The 18,085-nt window shown below is 70.5% G+C and carries 16 protein-coding genes and 1 riboswitch; of the genes, 10 read left to right on the top strand and 6 right to left on the bottom strand.

All coding sequences use genetic code 11. The features are described from left to right. Nucleotides 1-78 precede the first annotated feature (78 nt). A complete protein-coding gene (gene cdgB / locus ACIGWZ_RS14255) occupies nucleotides 79-1,731 on the top strand; it encodes a diguanylate cyclase CdgB (protein ID WP_400064181.1) in 1,653 nt (550 codons plus the stop codon). 332 nt (nucleotides 1,732-2,063) lie between these two features. Further along, nucleotides 2,064-2,981 (top strand): carbohydrate-binding protein, encoded by a 918-nt coding sequence (locus ACIGWZ_RS14250; RefSeq protein ID WP_400064179.1) that lies wholly within the window; start codon nucleotides 2,064-2,066, stop codon nucleotides 2,979-2,981. Between the two features lie 40 nt (nucleotides 2,982-3,021). Here ACIGWZ_RS14250 and ACIGWZ_RS14245 read toward each other — a convergent pair whose 3' ends face one another. From ACIGWZ_RS14245 to ACIGWZ_RS14235, 3 genes are all read right to left on the bottom strand, one after another. Further along, a complete protein-coding gene (locus tag ACIGWZ_RS14245) occupies nucleotides 3,022-3,951 on the bottom strand; it encodes a 1-phosphofructokinase family hexose kinase (protein WP_400064177.1) in 930 nt (309 codons plus the stop codon). Between the two features lie 257 nt (nucleotides 3,952-4,208). Continuing rightward, nucleotides 4,209-5,432, bottom strand: a complete 1,224-nt coding sequence (gene nagA / locus ACIGWZ_RS14240; protein WP_400064175.1) for an N-acetylglucosamine-6-phosphate deacetylase — start codon at nucleotides 5,430-5,432, stop codon at nucleotides 4,209-4,211. Then, nucleotides 5,432-6,364: an ROK family protein gene (locus ACIGWZ_RS14235; RefSeq protein ID WP_400064173.1), complete on the bottom strand. Its 933-nt coding sequence runs from the start codon at nucleotides 6,362-6,364 to the stop codon at nucleotides 5,432-5,434. The genes nagA and ACIGWZ_RS14235 overlap by 1 nt, the downstream gene beginning before the upstream one ends. Before the next feature lie 307 nt (nucleotides 6,365-6,671). On the opposite strand from ACIGWZ_RS14235, the gene ACIGWZ_RS14230 reads away from it, so the two are divergent. From ACIGWZ_RS14230 to otsB, 3 genes are all read left to right on the top strand, one after another. After that, nucleotides 6,672-7,898: an extracellular solute-binding protein gene (locus ACIGWZ_RS14230; RefSeq protein ID WP_400064171.1), complete on the top strand. Its 1,227-nt coding sequence runs from the start codon at nucleotides 6,672-6,674 to the stop codon at nucleotides 7,896-7,898. 67 nt (nucleotides 7,899-7,965) lie between these two features. Next, nucleotides 7,966-8,289 (top strand): DUF3263 domain-containing protein, encoded by a 324-nt coding sequence (locus tag ACIGWZ_RS14225; protein WP_400064451.1) that lies wholly within the window; start codon nucleotides 7,966-7,968, stop codon nucleotides 8,287-8,289. Between the two features lie 78 nt (nucleotides 8,290-8,367). Next, on the top strand, nucleotides 8,368-9,243 hold the full coding sequence (gene otsB / locus ACIGWZ_RS14220; protein WP_400064169.1) for a trehalose-phosphatase: 876 nt from the start codon (nucleotides 8,368-8,370) through the stop codon (nucleotides 9,241-9,243). 7 nt (nucleotides 9,244-9,250) lie between these two features. On the opposite strand, the gene ACIGWZ_RS14215 is transcribed toward otsB, so the two are convergent. After that, complete coding sequence (locus ACIGWZ_RS14215) at nucleotides 9,251-10,756, bottom strand: trehalose-6-phosphate synthase (protein WP_400064167.1); 1,506 nt, start codon at nucleotides 10,754-10,756, stop codon at nucleotides 9,251-9,253. 63 nt (nucleotides 10,757-10,819) lie between these two features. Beyond that, nucleotides 10,820-11,782 (bottom strand): glucosyl-3-phosphoglycerate synthase, encoded by a 963-nt coding sequence (locus tag ACIGWZ_RS14210; protein ID WP_400064166.1) that lies wholly within the window; start codon nucleotides 11,780-11,782, stop codon nucleotides 10,820-10,822. Between the two features lie 183 nt (nucleotides 11,783-11,965). Next, nucleotides 11,966-12,122, top strand: a riboswitch (SAM riboswitch). Between the two features lie 17 nt (nucleotides 12,123-12,139). On the opposite strand from ACIGWZ_RS14210, the gene thrC reads away from it, so the two are divergent. The 4 genes from thrC (at nucleotide 12,140) to groL (ending at nucleotide 16,363) form a co-directional block, all read left to right on the top strand. Beyond that, nucleotides 12,140-13,426: a threonine synthase gene (thrC, locus tag ACIGWZ_RS14205; RefSeq protein ID WP_400064165.1), complete on the top strand. Its 1,287-nt coding sequence runs from the start codon at nucleotides 12,140-12,142 to the stop codon at nucleotides 13,424-13,426. Nucleotides 13,427-13,487: 61 nt separating this feature from the next. Next, nucleotides 13,488-13,766 (top strand): MoaD/ThiS family protein, encoded by a 279-nt coding sequence (locus tag ACIGWZ_RS14200; RefSeq protein WP_400064163.1) that lies wholly within the window; start codon nucleotides 13,488-13,490, stop codon nucleotides 13,764-13,766. 486 nt (nucleotides 13,767-14,252) lie between these two features. Beyond that, the gene (locus ACIGWZ_RS14195; protein WP_003986833.1) at nucleotides 14,253-14,456 is read left to right on the top strand and encodes a cold-shock protein; all 204 of its coding nucleotides are present in this window, start codon (nucleotides 14,253-14,255) and stop codon (nucleotides 14,454-14,456) included. A 281-nt stretch (nucleotides 14,457-14,737) separates the two neighbouring features. Beyond that, nucleotides 14,738-16,363 (top strand): chaperonin GroEL, encoded by a 1,626-nt coding sequence (gene groL, locus ACIGWZ_RS14190; protein ID WP_255978595.1) that lies wholly within the window; start codon nucleotides 14,738-14,740, stop codon nucleotides 16,361-16,363. Nucleotides 16,364-16,501: 138 nt separating this feature from the next. Here the strand turns inward: groL and ACIGWZ_RS14185 are convergent, their stop codons facing one another. Continuing rightward, on the bottom strand, nucleotides 16,502-17,149 hold the full coding sequence (locus ACIGWZ_RS14185) for a hypothetical protein (protein WP_400064161.1): 648 nt from the start codon (nucleotides 17,147-17,149) through the stop codon (nucleotides 16,502-16,504). 160 nt (nucleotides 17,150-17,309) lie between these two features. Between ACIGWZ_RS14185 and ACIGWZ_RS14180 the strand changes: the two genes are divergently transcribed. Further along, entirely contained in the window at nucleotides 17,310-18,071 is a 762-nt protein-coding gene (locus ACIGWZ_RS14180) for a phytanoyl-CoA dioxygenase family protein (protein WP_400064449.1), read from the top strand. Nucleotides 18,072-18,085 lie beyond the last annotated feature (14 nt).

Raw genomic sequence — 18,085 nt, 5'->3', positions numbered from 1 at the left:
AGTGAGCCAAGAAAGAGCGTGGAATCGGGCGATCGAATAATTCTGGAGTTGCTGTCGAGGTCTCAGGGAGAGCGAGCGATGGAGACCGAGTCGGAGCCATACGTCCGTCTTGCGACCCTGCGGCAGCTGCACCAAGTGGTCGCCGAACTGAACACCGCACGCAGCCTTGCGGACACCTTGCAGTCGGTTGCCGACGGCGCGATAGCCGGGCTCGGCTATGAGTTGTCGGCGGTCAATCTCGTCCGTCCGGACGGCGATCTCGTCGTCGCCGCGGTGGCCGGCAGCGCGGGCGCCGAGGCGCTGATGGCCGGGCGGGTCGGCTCCCGGTCGTCCTGGGACCGTCGGCTGTCGATGGGCGAACGCTGGGGCGACCTGTGCTTCATCCCGTACACCGAGGGCTGGGTGCTGGACGACGACGATGTCCCGCAGTGGCACACGGCGGGGCCCGCGCCGCGGTTTCCCGACGAGTGGCATCCCATGGACCGCCTGTTCGCGCCGATGTACGCCGCGGCCAATGGCGGCGGCGAGCTGCTCGGCGTGATCTCCGTCGACCGGCCGCGCAACGGCCGGCGCCCCGGCGCGTGGGGGCAGGAGGCGCTGCAGATGTACGCGTTCCAGGCCGCCATCGCGATCAGCAACGCCCGGCTGCGGGCCAATATGCAGCGCGCGCTGGTCCGCCTGGAGCGCGAGCAGCAGGCCCTGCGCGCCAGCGAGGAAAGCTTCCGGCAGGCCTTCGAGTACGCGCCGAGCGGGATGGCCGTCGCCGAAATGGGCGGTGACCAGCACGGACGGCTGCTCCGCACGAATGATGCGCTGTGCCGGTTGCTGGGGCGGCCGGCCTCCGCGATGCGCCGCTACTCCTTCTCCGATCTCGTCCACCCCGAGGACATCGGGACACTGCTGCGCACCTCGGCCGAGGGCGGCCGGGCCGAGCTGCGGCTGGCCCGGCGCGACGGGACCTATGTGTGGGTCTCGCTGCGCAACTCTGTGGTCGCCGACACCGCCGACGGGCCGCGTTTTCTGCTGACCCACGTCGAGGACATAGAGGAGCGCAAGCGGCACGAGCTCCAGCTCGCGCACCGCGCCAGTCACGACTCGCTGACCGGCCTGCCCAACAGCGCCGAGCTGCGGGCCCGGCTCGGCGCCCGGCTGTGCTCCCGCCCGCCGGGTTCGGAGGCCGATGCCTACGCCTCCTCGGCCACCGTCGCGGCGGACCCGGGCGATCCGCATGCCTTCCGGGCGGACGGCAAGGAGCCGTTCGGCGGCGGTTCGGTCGGCTACGACCACCATGTCCACACGGTTGCGCCCCCGGAGGGCGCGGAGGACGACGGTTCCAAGGGGCTGGCGGTCCTCTTCTGCGACCTCGACGGCTTCAAGTCGATCAATGACCGCTTCGGGCACCACACGGGCGACGCGGTGCTGATCGAGGTCGCCCGCCGGCTGACCAGCGGCGTCCGGGACGGCGATACGGTCGCCCGGCTCGGCGGCGACGAATTCGTGGTGCTCGCGGACGGTCTGGGCACGGCCGACGCCCAGGATCTCGCCGTGCGGCTGCGGAACGCGATCATTCCGCCGATCCGGGTCGACGGCCGGGCGGTGCGGGTCGGCGCCAGCTTCGGCATCGGCTGGGCGAGCTGCGGAATGACCGCCGAGGAGGTCCTGGCCTCCGCCGACCAGCGGATGTACGTCGAGAAGCGGTCCCGGTCGAAGGCGAACCGCCGGGCGGGCTGATCCGCGGCAGGCGGCAACCGACAAGAGGCAAGGGGCAGCCGGCAAGCAGCGGGAGCGGCGAGTGGTACGTGACCGAGCCGCCCCGGAGCTGTGCCCCGCCGTGGAATGCCGCGTATCTCACACTCATCGCATTCCACCCCGGCCCACCAGCCGTTCACCGTTCTGTAGCGATCTTGTGGCCTTCGGAGCACGGTGTGGCCTGGCCCCGAAGGGGTAGGCTGCGCCGATGCGGCGCGCTGCCGACGGGGGCCCGAAAGAGACAGTTCGCGCAGATGACGCGAACGCGTAGCGACGCAGACAGACGCGTACACATCGCTTGGGAGTGACACGGAATGACGGCCGGCAACAACGGCGCGGACACGCCGGAGAACGACGACCCGTTCGGCTACCTCTACCGCGCGGAAGGCGGCGAGGGTGGCGCACCGGGCTCGGCGGCCGGCGGCGGGGCGGCGCGGCAGCCGGGGGTTCCGAGAACCTCCTACAACCAGGTGCGTGCGGTCGGCGAGCGGCAGTACGGCGCCCAGCAGACCCAGCAGCAGGCGTACGGAAACCGGAACGCGCACTACGCCGCGCCCGAGACCCTGCCCGGCAGCGAGCGGACGCGTTCCGTCCCGGCCCAGGGCTACGGCCAGGAACCCCGCCGCCGTAACGGGCTGCTGATCGGGGCGGTCGCGGTGGTCGCGGTGGTGTGCATAGGCATCGGCGTCGCGATGCTCACCAATGGCAACAAGGACAAGGACAACACCGCGGACAAGACGGGCCCGACGGCCGGCGCATCGGTGGCTCCCAGCAAGGAGCCCACGGCCAAGCCCGCTCCCGGTGAGCTCCCCAAGCAGGACGCGGGCAGCCTGCGGCTCGACGGCGGCGCCACCACCGCCAAGGACGTGCCCGGCGCCCGCTCGGCGAACGGCACCTACGTCGCGGGCATGAACACCCCTGGCGCATCGGCCACTTGGACCGTGGACGTCGACAAGGCCGGCCCGTACAAGCTGTGGGTGGGATACGGCGTGCCCGGCAAGGACGCCAACCTCACGATGACCGTGAACAGCAAGGCCGATCCCCGGCCGATCAGCATGGACAACTTCGCGCACGCTCCGGAAGGCGCCTGGGACAAGGGCTGGACCCGGTCCTGGTCGCTGGTGACCCTCAACAAGGGCACCAACACGGTCAAGTTGTCCTGCGAGACCGGCAATCAGTGCGAGGTCAACCTCGACAAGGTCTGGCTGGCGCAGCCGGGCAAGAAGAAGTAACTCGCGCTCCAGCGCCGGTGTTTCACGTGAAACGTCCGGTTCACGCCGCCGCCGAATGATCCGTCACCACGACCCGAGGCAGCAGTTCCTCGTATGTCGCCGGATCGAACTCGCCCGCGGCCGCGGCCCGTACGGTTGCGGCCGACAGGGCCACCGCGCGGGTGAGCCGCTCCGGCCATGGCAGGTCCTCCACCAGGCCCGAGAGCAGACCGGCCACGGCCGAGTCGCCGGCGCCGGTCGGGTTGCCGGCGATGTGCCGCGGCGGGGCGGCCTGCCAGGTGCCGTCTGAAGTGACCGCGAGTATCCCCTTGGCGCCCAGTGAGGCGGCCACCGCATGGGCGCCCCGGCGGCGGGCGTCGCGGGCGGCGCGCAGCGGTTCGGTGCTGCCGGTGAGGGCGGCGAGTTCGTCGGCGTTGGGCTTGGCGAGGTCGGGGCGGGCGGCCAGGCCGCGGCGCAGCGGTTCGCCGCTGGTGTCGAGCAGGACCGGCACCCCGGCGGCACGGGCGGCGCGGGTGAGCCGGGCGTAGACGTCGACGGGGACGCCCGGGGGCAGGCTCCCGCAGAGGGCCACCGCTCGTGCGTCGCCGAGGAGTTCGCGGTAGGTGCCGAGGAAGGCATCCCATTCGGCGGGGGAGACGGTCGGGCCCGGCTCGTTGAGCTGGGTGGTGTCGCCGGTGGTCCCGTCGACGACGGCGATGGTGCGGCGGGTGGCGCCGCCGACCGGCACCAGGGCGTCGGTGACCTCGCTCTCCTGGGTGAGCAGGTCGCGCAGCGCCGCTCCGGTGCCGCCACCCGCGAAGCCGGTGGCGACCGTACGGTGGCCCAGCGCGGCCAGGACGCGGGCGACGTTCAGGCCCTTGCCGCCGGGGCGTTCGGCGACCTCGGTGACGCGGTTCGTGGTGTGCGTGCGGAGCCGGGGCAGACGATAGGTGAGGTCCAGGGCGGCGTTCAGCGTGACCGTGAGGATCATGGTTCCCCCTCCCGCGCCGTGCTCGGACGGCTGTGCCGGTGGGCGGCAGCCGTTGGCCGGGCAGTCGTTGGCCGTAGTACGGCCCAAGGTCGGGCAACCGCGTTCGGCGGTGGCATGCGGACAAGTGCGCGAGCGATCATGCCATCGCCGATGGTGGTTGGCCCAGACCCGGGTAGGGCAGTGTGCGGCGGGGAACCGGCCCCCAGGGGGTCGAGGACCGGTCACCGCCCGTTGGTGCGGCGTCCGCCGCGGGTTGGTCAGATGCCTTCGGGACGCACCAGCCAGGCGCCCTGGCGCATCACGCCCACCAGGTCGTATCCGGCATCCAGCACCACCAGGTCGGCGTCCTTGCCGACCGCCAGGGAACCCACCCGGTCGTCGATGCCGAGCAGTCGCGCCGGGTTGGCCGAAAGTGCCTGCACGGCCTGATCCACGGTCAGGTCGTCGACGGTGACGGCCCGCTTGAAGGCGCGGTCCAGGGTGAGGGTGGACCCGGCGATCGAGCCGGCCGTCGGCCCCTCGCTGATCCGGGCGACGCCGTCCTTGACCTCGACCTGCATCGGACCGAGCGGATACATCCCGTCGTTCATCCCGGCCGCGCCCATCGCGTCCGTGATGAACGCGACGCGCTCGGCGCCGGCGTCCCGGAAGGCCATCTGGAGGATCGCGGGGTGCAGATGGGTGCCGTCGTTGATCAGCTCGACGGTGATCCGCTCGTCCTCCAGGAGGGCCGCGATCGGGCCGGGCGCGCGGTGGCCGAGGCCGGGCATCGCGTTGAAGAGGTGGGTGGCCACGGTCGCGCCCGCGGCGATGGCCTCGCGGGTGGCGTCGTAGGAGGCGTCGGTGTGGCCGACGGCCGCGACGATGCCGGCGTCGCTGAGCATCCGTACGGACTCCAGGCCGCCGGGCAGCTCGGGGGCGACGGTCATCATCCGGGCGGTGCCGTGCGCGGCGTCGATCAGCTTGCGGACCGCGGTCGGGTCGGGGTCGCGCAGCAGGTCGGGCTGGTGGGCGCCGCAGCGGCCGGGGGAGATGAACGGGCCCTCGAAGTGGATGCCGGCCAGCTCGCCCTGCTGGACGAGCTCGGCGAGTACCGCGGCCTGCCGGGCGAGGTCGTCCAGGGTGCCGGTGACGGTGGAGGCGGCCATCGAGGTGGTGCCGTGCCGCCGGTGGGTGTCGATGACCCGCAGGCATTCCTCGGCGTCGGCGGAGGAGAAGGAACCGCCGCCTCCGCCGTGGAGGTGCATATCGACGAAGCCGGGGACGATGAGGTGGCCCGGGAGGTCGACGACCTCGGTGTCCCGGCTGTCGGGGAGGGGGCCGTTCGCATCGACGTCGCGGCTGCGGATGTCGGTGATCCGGCCGCCCTCGATAGTGATCCGGCCGCGGTCGGCCACTCCGGCCGACCGGGCGACACGGGCGCCGGCCAGGACGGTGCGCCGGGGCGCCGAGGGCCGTCCCGAGGAACGTTGCATTGCCATCAGGCGGTTACCTCCGTGGAGAGAAGATCCCAGGCGAGCAGTCCTGCGCCCAGGCACCCGGCCGCGTCCCCGAGGGCCGCCGGAACGATCGAGGGGAGCGGCTGGAACGTAACGCGCCGTCGGACGGCTTCCCGCAGAGGCACGAACAGCGTGTCGCCCGCCTCGGCGAGCCCGCCGCCGATGATCAGCATCTGCGGGTCGAGCAGGGTGAGGGCGGTGACCAGGCCGTCGGCGAGGGCGTCCACGGCGTTGTGCCAGACGGCGAGGGCGCGTTCGTCTCCCGCCGCCACGGCCTTGGCCGCGTCCGCCGCGCCGGCCTGGGGATCGCCGCAGGCCGCCGCCCAGTCGCGGCCGACCGCGGCGGCCGAGGCCAGCGTCTCCAGGCAGCCGCGCTGCCCGCAGGCGCACTCCCGCCCGCCCGGCCGTACGACGATGTGGCCGATCTCGCCGGCGCTGCCGTGTGCGCCCGCCTCGATCCGGCCGCCGATGCCGATGGCGCCCGCGATGCCCGTACCGAGGGGAACGAACAGGAACCGGTCGGCATCCTTGCCGGCGCCGATCCGGCCCTCGGCCAGGCCGCCGGTGCGTACGTCGTGGCCGAGCGCGACCGGCACCCCGCCGAGCCGCTCGGACAGCAGGGCACGCATCGGGACGTCCCGCCAGTCGAGGTTGGCGGAATAGACGGCGGTGCCTGACGCCTCGTCAACGGTGCCGGGGACGGCGACGCCGGCGGCCGCCGCCGGGGCGCCGAACCGCGCCCGGCCGAGTGCCTGCAGCTCGGCGGCGAAGGCGAGGATGGTCTCGATGACCGCGTCGGCCCCGCGCTCACGGCCGGTGGGGCGCCGCGCTTCGTACAGCACGGTGCCGTCCGCCCCTACGAGGGCGGCTTTCATTCCGGTGCCGCCCACATCCAGGGCGATGACGTTTCTCACGGCAACAGTTTTGCGCGATCCGACATAAAAGGTCTAGTCCACTCACCGTATCCGTGAGTTCTTGCGCCTGTTTGGCCTGGTCGGCGCCCGGTCCCGTGATCTCCGCGTGCCAAGGGCGATATCGAAGCGAAGCTTCCGGTGGTGTAGACCTTATGGAGAAGCGCGGGTAAAACTCGCAGTTCATGCCGGTGGAGGGTGACCCCCGACACCGAGATGGACCCGGCAGGCACAGATTTCGGGACAAGGGCGGTAAACAAAGGTGCAGCGGCGGTACTTGAGCCTGGCGGCGACGGGAATTGCCACCGTCATGACCCTCACCCTCACCGGCTGCGGCAGCGGCTCGGGCGACGGCGAAGTCACACTCAAGCTCATCGCGGCCGACTACGGCGACAGCGAGTCCAACAGTTCCCAGCATTACTGGGACGACCTCACCCGCGAGTTCGAGAAGAAGAACCCCGACATCAAGGTCGACGTCGAGGTCTACAGCTGGACGGACGTCGACAAGAAGGTCGAGGACCTGGTCAAGGCGGGCAAGGCCCCCGACCTGGCGCAGATAGGCGCGTACGCCGACTACGCCGCCCACGACCAGCTGTACAGCGTCGACGATCTGCTCTCGGTGCCCACCGAGGCCGACTTCACCCCCGCCCTCGCGGACGCCGGCGAATACCACCGCGTCCAGTACGGCATGCCCTTCGGAGCCAGCACCCGCCGCCTCTTCTACAACAAGAAGCTGTTCGCGGAAGCGGGCATCACCGACCCCCCGAAGACCTGGGACGACATCGCCCGCGACGCCCGGCTGCTGAAGAACCACGGCGTCAGGACGCCCTTCGCGCTCCCGCTCGGCCCCGAGGAGACCCAGGCCGAGACGCTGATGTGGATGCTCAGCGGTGGCGGCGGCTACACAGACAGCATCGGCAAGTACACGATCGACTCGCCGGAGAACGTCAAGACCTTCGAGTGGGTCCAGAAGGACCTCGTCGGCAAGGGCCTGACCGGCGGCGACCCCGCCGACCTCAACCGCGCCGACGCCTTCCAGGGCTTCGCCGACGGCAGCGTGGGGATGCTCAACGGCCACCCCACCCTGATGAAGCAGGCCGCCGCCAAGGGCATCGACTACGGCACCACCGAACTTCCCGGCATCCACGGCAAGGCCAAGGCCACCATGGGCGTCGCCGACTGGATGACGGCCTTCAAGCAGAACGGCCACCACACGCAGGCCGGCAAGTTCCTCGACTTCGTCTACAGCCGGAAGAACGTCCTGAAGTTCTCCAGCACGTACGGACTGCTCCCGGTCACCGCCTCCGCCACCCAGGCGATGTTGGAGGACGACAGGTACAGCAAGCTGCACGGCTTCCTCCAGCAGCTCGGCACCGCCGAGTTCTACCCGGCCGACAAGATTTCCTGGCCGCTGGTCTCCAAGACCCTCAAGGCCAAGATGGGCGCCGCCGTCGGGCCCGACGGCAACCCGTCCGCCGTACTCTCCGACATCCAGAACACGGCGGACTCGGCCGACAACGCCGCCGAGTACGAGTAGCGGCGACCGCGGCCGCGGGGGCGTTCGGCCGGGCGTTGTCCGACCGTGGGCTTATCGTGGAAACGTGATGACGGGCGGCGCGGACAGGGCGGGCGGGCGCGGGGGCACGGACACCCCGGACGGCTCGGCCGCCGGTGACCCTACGGACCCCGAGGGCCCGGCCGCCGCCCCGCTCTCCGCCCAGGACGAAGCGGTGCTCGCCGTCGAGCGCCGCTCCTGGCCCGGCCCCGGCGCCAAGGAGCGCGTCGTCCGCGAGCGGCTCGGCATCTCCCCGACCCGCTACTACCAGCTCCTGAACGCCCTGTTGGACGACCCCCGCGCGCTCGCCCACGACCCGGTCACCATCAACCGCCTGCGCCGGATACGCGACGCCCGCCGCGCCCGCCGCTGACCCCCGGCCCGCCTTCCCCCCGGCCCGTGCCCCCGTACACCCGGCATGCGCCCGCACCCCGCCGGTAGGGTCGGCGCCATGGGCAGCCCCCCGAACGCGCCGCACTCCCTCCCGACGCCGCAGACCCCGGCCGGCCGCGAAGGCCTCGCCGCTCTCCTCTCCCGTCCCGAACGCGCCGTCATCGCCCTCGACTACGACGGCACCCTCGCCGACATCGTCCCCGACCCGGAACAGGCCCGCGCCCACCCCGGCGCCACCGCCGCCCTGGGCCGCCTCGTACCGCACCTGCGCGCCGCCGCCGTGATCACCGGCCGCCCGGCCGTCGTCGCGGTCCGCCTCGGCGGCTTCGCCTCCGTCCCCGGCCTCGACCACCTCACCGTCCTCGGCCACTACGGCGCCGAGCGCTGGGAAGCGGCCACCGGCACCGTCCACGCCCCTGCGCCACACCCCGGCATCGCCGCCATACAGGCCGAACTCCCCGGCGTACTGGACGCCTCCGGCGTCTGGCGCGGCACCTGGGTGGAGACCGCCATCGAGACCAAGGGCGGCCGTGCCATCGCCGTCCACACCCGCCGCGCGGCCGACCCTCAGGGCGCCTTCGACCGGCTCCGCGGGCCGCTCGCCGCGCTCGCCGAACGCCACGGCCTGATCGTCGAACCGGGCCGCTTCGTCCTGGAACTCCGCCCGCCGGGCATGGACAAGGGCGTGGCCCTGGCCGACTGGATCCACGAAACCGGCGCCGCCACCGTCCTGTACGCCGGCGACGACCTCGGCGATCTGGCCGCCTTCGCCGCCGTGGAAAAGCTCCGCTCCGAAGGCCTCACCGGCGTCCTGGTCTGCAGCGGCAGCAACGAGGTCACCGAACTCGCGGAGCGGGCCGACCTGGTGGTGGACGGGCCGACGGGGGTGATCGGCCTCCTCGGCGCCCTGGCGGACCACCTGTCCGGGAACTGAGCCCCGCTCACTCCTGCAACGCGCGCAGCTGGTCCAGGAACCACTGGGCCGGCGGCAGCGCGGTGGCGGCCGCGACGAGCCGCTCGCAGCGCGCGCGCCGCTCGCCGTCGTCCATGGACAGCGCCTCGTGCAGCGCCGCCGCCGTGGCCGTGATGTCGTACGGATTGACGCCGATCGCGTCCTCGCCCAGCTCCTGGTAGGCGCCCGCCTCCCGGGAGAGCACCAGCGCGCAGCCGCGCTCGGAGACCACCGGCATCTCCTTGGCGACCAGATTCATGCCGTCCCGGATCGGATTGACCAGCGCCACATCCGCCAGCCGGTACGCGGCGAGCGACCGCGCGAAGTCGTCCTTGACGTGCAGCACCACCGGCTGCCAGCCGTCCGTCCCGTACTCGGCGTTGATCTCCTCGGCCAGCCGCCCGACCTGCGCGGTGTAGTCGCGGTAGACGGCCAGGTCCTGGCGCGAGGGATAGGCGAAGGCGAGGTGCACCACCCGCTCGCGCCATTCGGGCCGGTCGGCCAGCAGCCGGCGGTAGGCGAGCAGCCCCCGCACGATGTTCTTCGACAGCTCGGTGCGGTCGACCCGCACGATGGTCCGCCGGTCGCTCCCGCCGATCTGCTCGCGCAGCGCCGCCAGCCGTTCCTCCACATCCGGCCGGTGGGCCCGCTCCCGGAGGAATTCCGCGTCGGCGCCGAGCCCGTGCACCCCGATCCAGGTCCGGCGCGCCTTGAGCCCGGGCGGGAAGGTGACGAGCGATGGCGTCTCGTCCCGCGGCCGTTCCGCAGTGCAGGCCGTTCCCAGCGCCTGCCGGCAGCAGTCCATGAACGCCTGCGCCCACCGGTGGGTCAGGAAATTCGCCCGGTCCGCGCCGAGAATGCCCATGGCGAGCTTCTGCTGAATGTCGTCGGGCAGCATCGCAAAGTACTCCGCGGGCGCCCACGGCGTATGCGAGAAATGCGCGATCCGCAGGTCGGGGCGGGTTTCGCGGAGCATTCCGGGTACCAGCGCCAGGTGATAGTCCTGTACGAGGACGGCGGCCCCGGGCGCCGCGGCCTCGGCCAGCGCCTCCGCGAAGGCGGCGTTGTACGCCTCGTACGACGCCCATTGCGCCCGGAATTCCGTGTCGAAGGCCGGCTCGAGCGGCGTCTGATACAGCATGTGATGGACGAACCACAGCACGGAATTGGCAATTCCGTTGTAGGCGTCCGCATGCACATCCGCCGGAATATCCAGCATCCGGATCCGCTGCCCGCCGGTGTCCGCCGGATCCAGTGCGCCCCCGGTCCGCCGTACGGCCTCCCGGTCGCCCTCCCCGAGCGCCGCGCACACCCACACCGCGTCCGTGTCCGGACCGATGGCCGACAGCCCGGACACCAGCCCGCCGCCGCCCCGCTTGGCCGTCAGCGCGCCGTCTTCCGCGACGGCGTACGACACCGGACCACGATTGGACGCGAGGAGAACCTCGGCAACCGGCTGGACCGCACTGGGCACGGAGCCCTTCTCGGAGACCATGCCGCGACATTAACCGGCTGGCGATCCGCGCAAACGTACGGAAACCAGCCGACGTGGATCCGGTCAGGCCGCCCGGCGCTCCGCGTACTCCGGTATTTCGGCCATCGGGGGCCGCTCCTCGGTGTCCACGTCCGTGGTGCGTGCCACGAAGCCGTTCTCGCCGCGTTCGAACTGGGTGAGGCGGGGACGGATCAGATGGCCGCGGGTGAGACGGAGCTGAGCGGTGCGGTAGATGGCGGCGGCCATCCGGCCGAGCGCCCGGCCGTCCTGGTGGCGGTGTCTGCGTACGCCCACGTCCACCTGGGCGAGGGCGTCCAGGCCGACCGTGTGCAGGGCGTCGACCAGCAGGCCGAGCTCGACGCCGTAGCCGACCGGGAACGGCAGGCGTTCCAGGAGGGAGCGGCGGGCCGCGTACTCGCCCCCCAGCGGCTGGACGAAACCCGCCAGCTGGGGCCAGTGGAGATTGAGCAGCGGACGGGCGACCAGCTCCGTGACGCGGCCGCCCTGGCCAGGGCCGGCGCCTTCGCCACCCGTCTCCAGGGGGCGGTCGTACATCGCCTTGACGAAGTGGATGTCGGGGTCGGTCAGCAGCGGGCCGACGATGCCGGAGACGAAGGTGGACGAGAATTCGCGCAGGTCGGCGTCGATGAAGCAGACGATGTCGCCGGTGGTGGCGAGCAGGGAGCGCCACAGGACCTCGCCCTTGCCGGGGACGGCGGGAAGGCGGGGAAGGACGCTGTCCCGGTGGACGACCTTGGCGCCGGCCGCCGCCGCGACCTCTGCGGTACGGTCGGTGGAGCCGGAATCCAGCACCACCAGCTCGTCCACCAGAGGGACGGAATCGGTCATCAGGTCCCTGCGGATCGCCGCGACGATCGCGCCGACGGTGGCTTCCTCGTCGAGCGCGGGCAGCACGACGCTGACCGTACGGCCCGTCTGGCGCTTGGCCTCCAGCAGCCGCCCGAGCGGACGGTCGGCCGCCGACCAGGAGCGGCTGCTGAGCCAGCGCTCCACCTCTTCCAGCACGTCTACGACTCCTCGGTGGCCGCCGGATCGACGACCCGTGGGTGATCCATTTGTGATCCATCTCGCGGTTCGGACGACTATCTCAACCGTCAGTGCCTTCGGTTACAGTCTTGAACAACGCGGATGACCGTCGCATGTCGGGGTCACCGCCACAAACGCCTGGGTTTCGGCCCAGCGCCATACCGCTCATCCAGAGGGGCAGAGGGATACGGCCCGTTGAAGCCCCGGCAACCCTCCAGCCGGTCTCCGTCGCAGCAGCTAGCTGCCGCGCGCGAGGCTCCCGGCTAGGGAAGGTGCCAAATCCGTCTCGTGGCGAGATGCGTCGCGAGGAAGATGAGGAGAAAGGGCCTCGCCTCCATGGCTGTGCAAGTTACCGAAACCGCCGCAAACACCCCCACCGTCGCCCTGGGCCCGGCCGTCGGACTCTCCTGCCGCGAGTGCGGGCAGCGCTTTGCGCTCGGTCCGATCTTCGCGTGCCAGGAATGTTTCGGGCCGCTCGAAGTGGCCTACGACCTGCCGACCGGCGACCCCGAGGGCCTGAGGAAGCGGATCGAGGCCGGACCCGACAACATCTGGCGCTACGCCCCGCTGCTGCCCGTCCCCGCCGATGTGGCCGACAAGCCGAACCTCAACCCCGGTTTCACCAAGCTGGTCAAGGCCGACCGCCTCGCCGCCGAGCTGGGCGTCACCGGCGGTCTGTACGTCAAGGACGACTCCGGCAACCCGACGCACTCCTTCAAGGACCGCGTCGTCGCGATCGCCGTCGAGGCCGCCCGCGCCTTCGGCTTCACCACCCTGTCCTGCTCCTCCACCGGCAACCTCGCCGGCGCGGTCGGCGCCGCGGCCCGCCGGGCGGGCCTGAAGTCCTGCGTCTTCATCCCGCACGACCTGGAGGCCGGCAAGGTCGTCATGGCCGCGGTCTACGGCGGCGACCTGGTCGGCATCGAGGGCAACTACGACGACGTCAACCGCTTCTGCTCGGAGCTCATCGGCGACCCGATCGGCGAGGGCTGGGGCTTTGTGAACGTCAACCTGCGCCCCTACTACGGGGAGGGTTCCAAGACCCTCGCGTACGAGATCTGCGAGCAGCTGGGGTGGACCCTGCCGGACCAGATCGTGATTCCGATCGCCTCCGGCTCCCAGCTCACGAAGATCGACAAGGGGCTGAAGGAGCTGATCGCCCTCGGCCTGGTCGAGGACAAGCCGTACAAGATCTTCGGTGCCCAGGCGGAGGGCTGCTCGCCGGTGTCGACGGCCTTCAAGGCCGGGCACGACGTCGTACGCCCCCAGAAGCCGAACACCATCGCCAAGTCGCTGGCCATCGGCAACCCGGCCGACGGGCCCTATGTCCTCGACATCGCGCGTCGTACGGGCGGCGCGGTGGAGGATGTCAACGACGAGCAGGTCGTGGACGCCATCAAGCTGCTGGCGCGGACGGAAGGGATCTTCGCGGAGACCGCGGGCGGGGTGACCGTCGGTGTCACCAAGAAGCTCATCGAGGACGGTCTGCTCGACCCGGCCCTGACCACCGTCGTCCTGAACACCGGTGACGGCCTCAAGACGCTTGACGCCGTCGCTTCCGGGCCCACGGCCACCATCCGGCCCGACCTGGACGCGTTCCGCGCGGCCGGCCTGGCCGGCTGAGCCCCGGATCCGTACCCGTACCTCCTGAACTCGCACCCGTAGTCGCTGGAAGGCAGAACCCATGAGCGTCAAGGTCCGCATCCCCACCATCCTCCGCACGTACACCGGCGGTGAGGCCGAGGTCGTCGCCGAGGGCGCGACCCTCGCCGAGGTGATCTCCGACCTGGAGAAGAACCACACCGGGATCGCGGCCCGCGTGCTGGACGACGCGGGCAAGCTGCGCCGTTTCGTGAACGTCTACGTCAACGACGACGACGTCCGCTTCGAGCAGGGCCTGGAGACGCCGACGCCGGACGGCGCGGGCGTCTCCATCATTCCGGCGGTGGCCGGCGGCTGCTGAACGGCTGCCGCATTGCCGCCGGGGGCCAAATTGCGCCATCTATCGGCTTGAGTGACGAGAATTGCCCCATCCGCCCAAAAGCGGATGGGGCAATTCCATGTTCCGAAAGGCGATACCATGGGGGCGATCTTCTTCGTATGAGCCCTCGTACAACTCGCGTATGACCCTCGTACGACCCCGCGCGCGTGCCCAACGCATATGTGATCGCGATGAGTTGTGCCCGAAGTGTGTGCAGCATTTGTCGGATACGTGAGCTATGCCCGGCCCGACTTGCCCTGGCGTAAGGGGACTTCACCGCATAATTGCCGATTCTTCGGCGTCGGAATTCTCGTCCGATTGACCTGTTGCGCTGGGCATTGGTGCAGATACATTCAGCGGCGGTCGACGCGTTCCGGCGCACACCCCACGGGCCTTTCGCGGGGTGAGGTCTGACCCGGGTCCGCGGAGTGCGGTCCTGCGCAAGGGCCAGTAATAGGGGAGTTAGGCATGGCTCAGGGCACCGTCAAGTGGTTCAACGCGGAGAAGGGGTACGGCTTCATCGCGGTCGACGGTGGTGCGGATGTATTCGTCCACTACAGCGCGATCCAGATGGACGGCTACCGCACCCTTGAGGAGGGCCAGCGGGTCGAGTTCGAGATCTCGCAGGGCCAGAAGGGGCCGCAGGCGGACATGGTCCGGGTGGCCGGCTGAGGCGCCGACCGACTGCAGCGTAGGGAAGGTCCGCACCCCTGGAGGGGTGCGGACCTTCTTGTATGCGTAGCGGGCGGCCCACCCTGCACGCTTGCACTCGAGGGGGTCGAGTGCTAATCATTGGCGTTAGCACTCTCCGGGTGAGAGTGATAACCAAGGATCGGGTCGGTGAGGCCCGCAGGCCGGGTGGGGCAAGGAACCACACGGCATGCAGGCCGTCCGTCGCGGGCGCCAGCGCGGTCCGGAGCAATCCACCCCGATGTCCGGGAGGACCACTTCACATGGCCAAGATCATCGCGTTCGACGAGGAGGCACGGCGCGGTCTCGAGCGCGGGATGAACCAGCTCGCCGACGCCGTCAAGGTCACCCTCGGCCCCAAGGGCCGCAACGTCGTCCTCGAGAAGAAGTGGGGCGCCCCCACGATCACCAACGATGGTGTTTCCATCGCCAAGGAGATCGAGCTCGAGGACCCGTACGAGAAGATCGGCGCCGAGCTGGTCAAGGAGGTCGCGAAGAAGACGGACGACGTCGCCGGTGACGGCACGACGACCGCGACCGTCCTGGCCCAGGCCCTGGTGCGCGAGGGTCTGCGCAACGTGGCCGCCGGTGCCAACCCGATGGCCCTCAAGCGCGGCATCGAGAAGGCCGTCGAGGCCGTCTCCGCCGCCCTGCTCGAGCAGGCCAAGGACGTGGAGACCAAGGAGCAGATCGCTTCGACCGCCTCCATCTCCGCCGCCGACACCCAGATCGGCGAGCTCATCGCCGAGGCGATGGACAAGGTCGGCAAGGAAGGCGTCATCACCGTCGAGGAGTCCCAGACCTTCGGTCTGGAGCTGGAGCTCACCGAGGGTATGCGCTTCGACAAGGGCTACATCTCGGCGTACTTCGCCACCGACATGGAGCGTATGGAGGCGTCGCTCGACGACCCGTACATCCTGATCGTCAACTCCAAGATCGGCAACGTGAAGGACCTCCTTCCGCTGCTCGAGAAGGTCATGCAGTCCGGCAAGCCGCTGCTGATCATCGCCGAGGACGTCGAGGGCGAGGCCCTGTCGACCCTGGTCGTCAACAAGATCCGTGGCACCTTCAAGTCCGTTGCCGTCAAGGCCCCGGGCTTCGGTGACCGCCGCAAGGCCATGCTCGGCGACATCGCCATCCTCACCGGTGGCACCGTCATCTCCGAGGAGGTCGGCCTCAAGCTGGAGAACGCCGGTCTCGACCTGCTCGGCCGTGCCCGCAAGGTCGTCATCACCAAGGACGAGACCACCATCGTCGACGGTGCCGGCGACAGCGACCAGGTTCAGGGTCGGGTCAACCAGATCCGCGCCGAGATCGAGAACTCGGACAGCGACTACGACCGCGAGAAGCTGCAGGAGCGCCTGGCGAAGCTCGCCGGCGGTGTTGCGGTCATCAAGGCCGGTGCCGCGACCGAGGTCGAGCTCAAGGAGCGCAAGCACCGCATCGAGGACGCCGTTCGCAACGCGAAGGCGGCCGTCGAGGAGGGCATCGTCGCCGGCGGTGGCGTCGCCCTGCTCCAGGCCTCCGCGGTCTTCGAGAAGCTCGAGCTCGACGGTGACGAGGCGACCGGCGCCAACGCCGTGAAGCTCGCCCTGGAGGCCCCGCTCAAGCAGATCGCCGTCAACGGTGGTCTCGAGGGTGGCGTCGTCGTGGAGAAGGTGCGCAACCTGGCCGTCGGCCACGGTCTGAACGCCGCCACCGGCGAGTACGTCGACATGATCGCCGAGGGCATCCTCGACCCGGCGAAGGTGACCCGCTCTGCGCTGCAGAACGCCGCCTCCATCGCCGCGCTGTTCCTCACCACCGAGGCCGTCATCGCCGACAAGCCGGAGAAGGCGGGCGCTGCCCCCGCCGGCGGCGGCATGCCGGGCGGTGACATGGACTTCTGATCCAACGGATCAGACTGCTGGTCCTCCCGGACCACACGTCCAGACGTTCGTCGGGGCGGCACCCTTCTTCGGAGGGGTGCCGCCCCGGCGGCGTTGTGGGGCGCAAGCGCCGTCGAAGGGCACGCCCCCGGACAGGCCTTAGCCCGCGTGGGCCGTGGACCACCGCATGCCGCTCACCATGTGCTCCAGATAGCCCGCGTCCCGCACCGTCGCGGCGATGTCCGCGGAGGGCCACTGGCTGAAGGGGCGGGTCCGTATCAGGGTCCAGGCGCGCTCGTAGTCCGGATCCACCTCGTCGTGGATCTCCGCGAGCTCCTCGCGCTCGCCCGGATGCCAGGGGTCGTACGCGTCCTCCATCGCCGCCACTTCGCTGTAGAGCGGCAGGCCTTGGATCCGGCCGACCTCGTACGAGGTCACGATGCCGGCCGCGCGTCGGGCGAATTCCGCCCGGTCCGGGGGACTCGAAGTGAATTCGGTCGCGCTGAGCTGGATCTCCTTGCCGACGGCGAGGTCGTGGAGCTCCTGGAACTCGCCCTTCAGCCGCATGCCCGCGACGATCCGCCCGGCCTCCTCCTCGGGTATCGGGAGGCGGTCGCCCCTGCCGCCACGGGAGGCCTCGTTGTGCAGAAATCCCTTCGACAGGACGAACCAGGCGTCCAGCAGGAGGGCAAGCGGGAAGGTGGCCTTCTCCGAGACGTATGCGGCATCGGGGTTGATGAGATGCACCCTCGCGCGGAGGGTCCGCTCCTCGACGGCCGTGATGGACACGGTGTAGAGATCTGTCATGTCTCGACGGTAAGCGCTGCCACTGACAATCCCTCGACCGCCTCAACTGCCGTGCATGCGGGGCCTGGTGGGTGTCAGGAAAAAATCGGTTGTCGTCGTCTTCCCCGGTCGTGATTCTTTTGCTTGCTTGGGTTGTCGAGCCGATGAGGGTGCGTTGCGGATGTTGACCGAAGACGAGGTCGAGGCGTTCGTCGAGGAGGGGTTCGTCCGGCTTCCCGGCGCGGTGCCCCACGCAACGGTCGACCGCTGCCGGGCCGCGTTGTGGGAAGCCAGCGGCTGCGCTCCGGACGACCCCTCGACCTGGACGAAGCCGGTCATTCGCCTCGGAGGGTTTGCCACTCCACCGTTTCGTGAGGCGGCCAACACCAAGGCTCTGCAGGAGGCGTACGACCAGCTCGTGGGGGCGGGGCGCTGGAATGCACCGGGTGGCCTGGGCACGTTTCCGCTGCGGTTCCCCAGCGACGAGGAACCCGGCGACGACGGCTGGCATCTGGAGGCCGGTTTTGCCGGGGACGGCGGGGAGTACCGAGTGAATCTGCGCTCCCGCGGCCGGGCGCTCCTGATGCTGTTCCTGTTCTCCGACGTCGGCCCGGAGGATGCCCCGACGCGGGTGCGCGTCGGTTCGCACCTGGACGTTCCGCCGCTGCTGGCCGATGCGGGAGACGAAGGCCGCGAGTGGTTCGCGCTGTGCCAGGACGCCGTCCCCGCCAGTGAGGGCCGCCGCGAGGTCGCCGCCACCGGCGCAGCGGGTGACGTGTACCTGTGCCATCCGTTCCTCGTCCACGCCGCCCAGCCGCATCGCGGCCGGGTACCTCGGTTCATGGCGCAGCCACCGCTGGATCCGACCGGTCTGCTCGATCTCGGCGAAGCATCGCCGACACCGGTGGAGCGGGCGGTACGGAAGGGACTGGGGCGCCCCTGACGCCTTCCTGCCCC

The organism is Streptomyces sp. NPDC053427, assembly GCF_044544985.1.
GTDB lineage: Bacteria > Actinomycetota > Actinomycetes > Streptomycetales > Streptomycetaceae > Streptomyces.
This window is presented reverse-complemented; position numbering and strand designations above follow the sequence as displayed.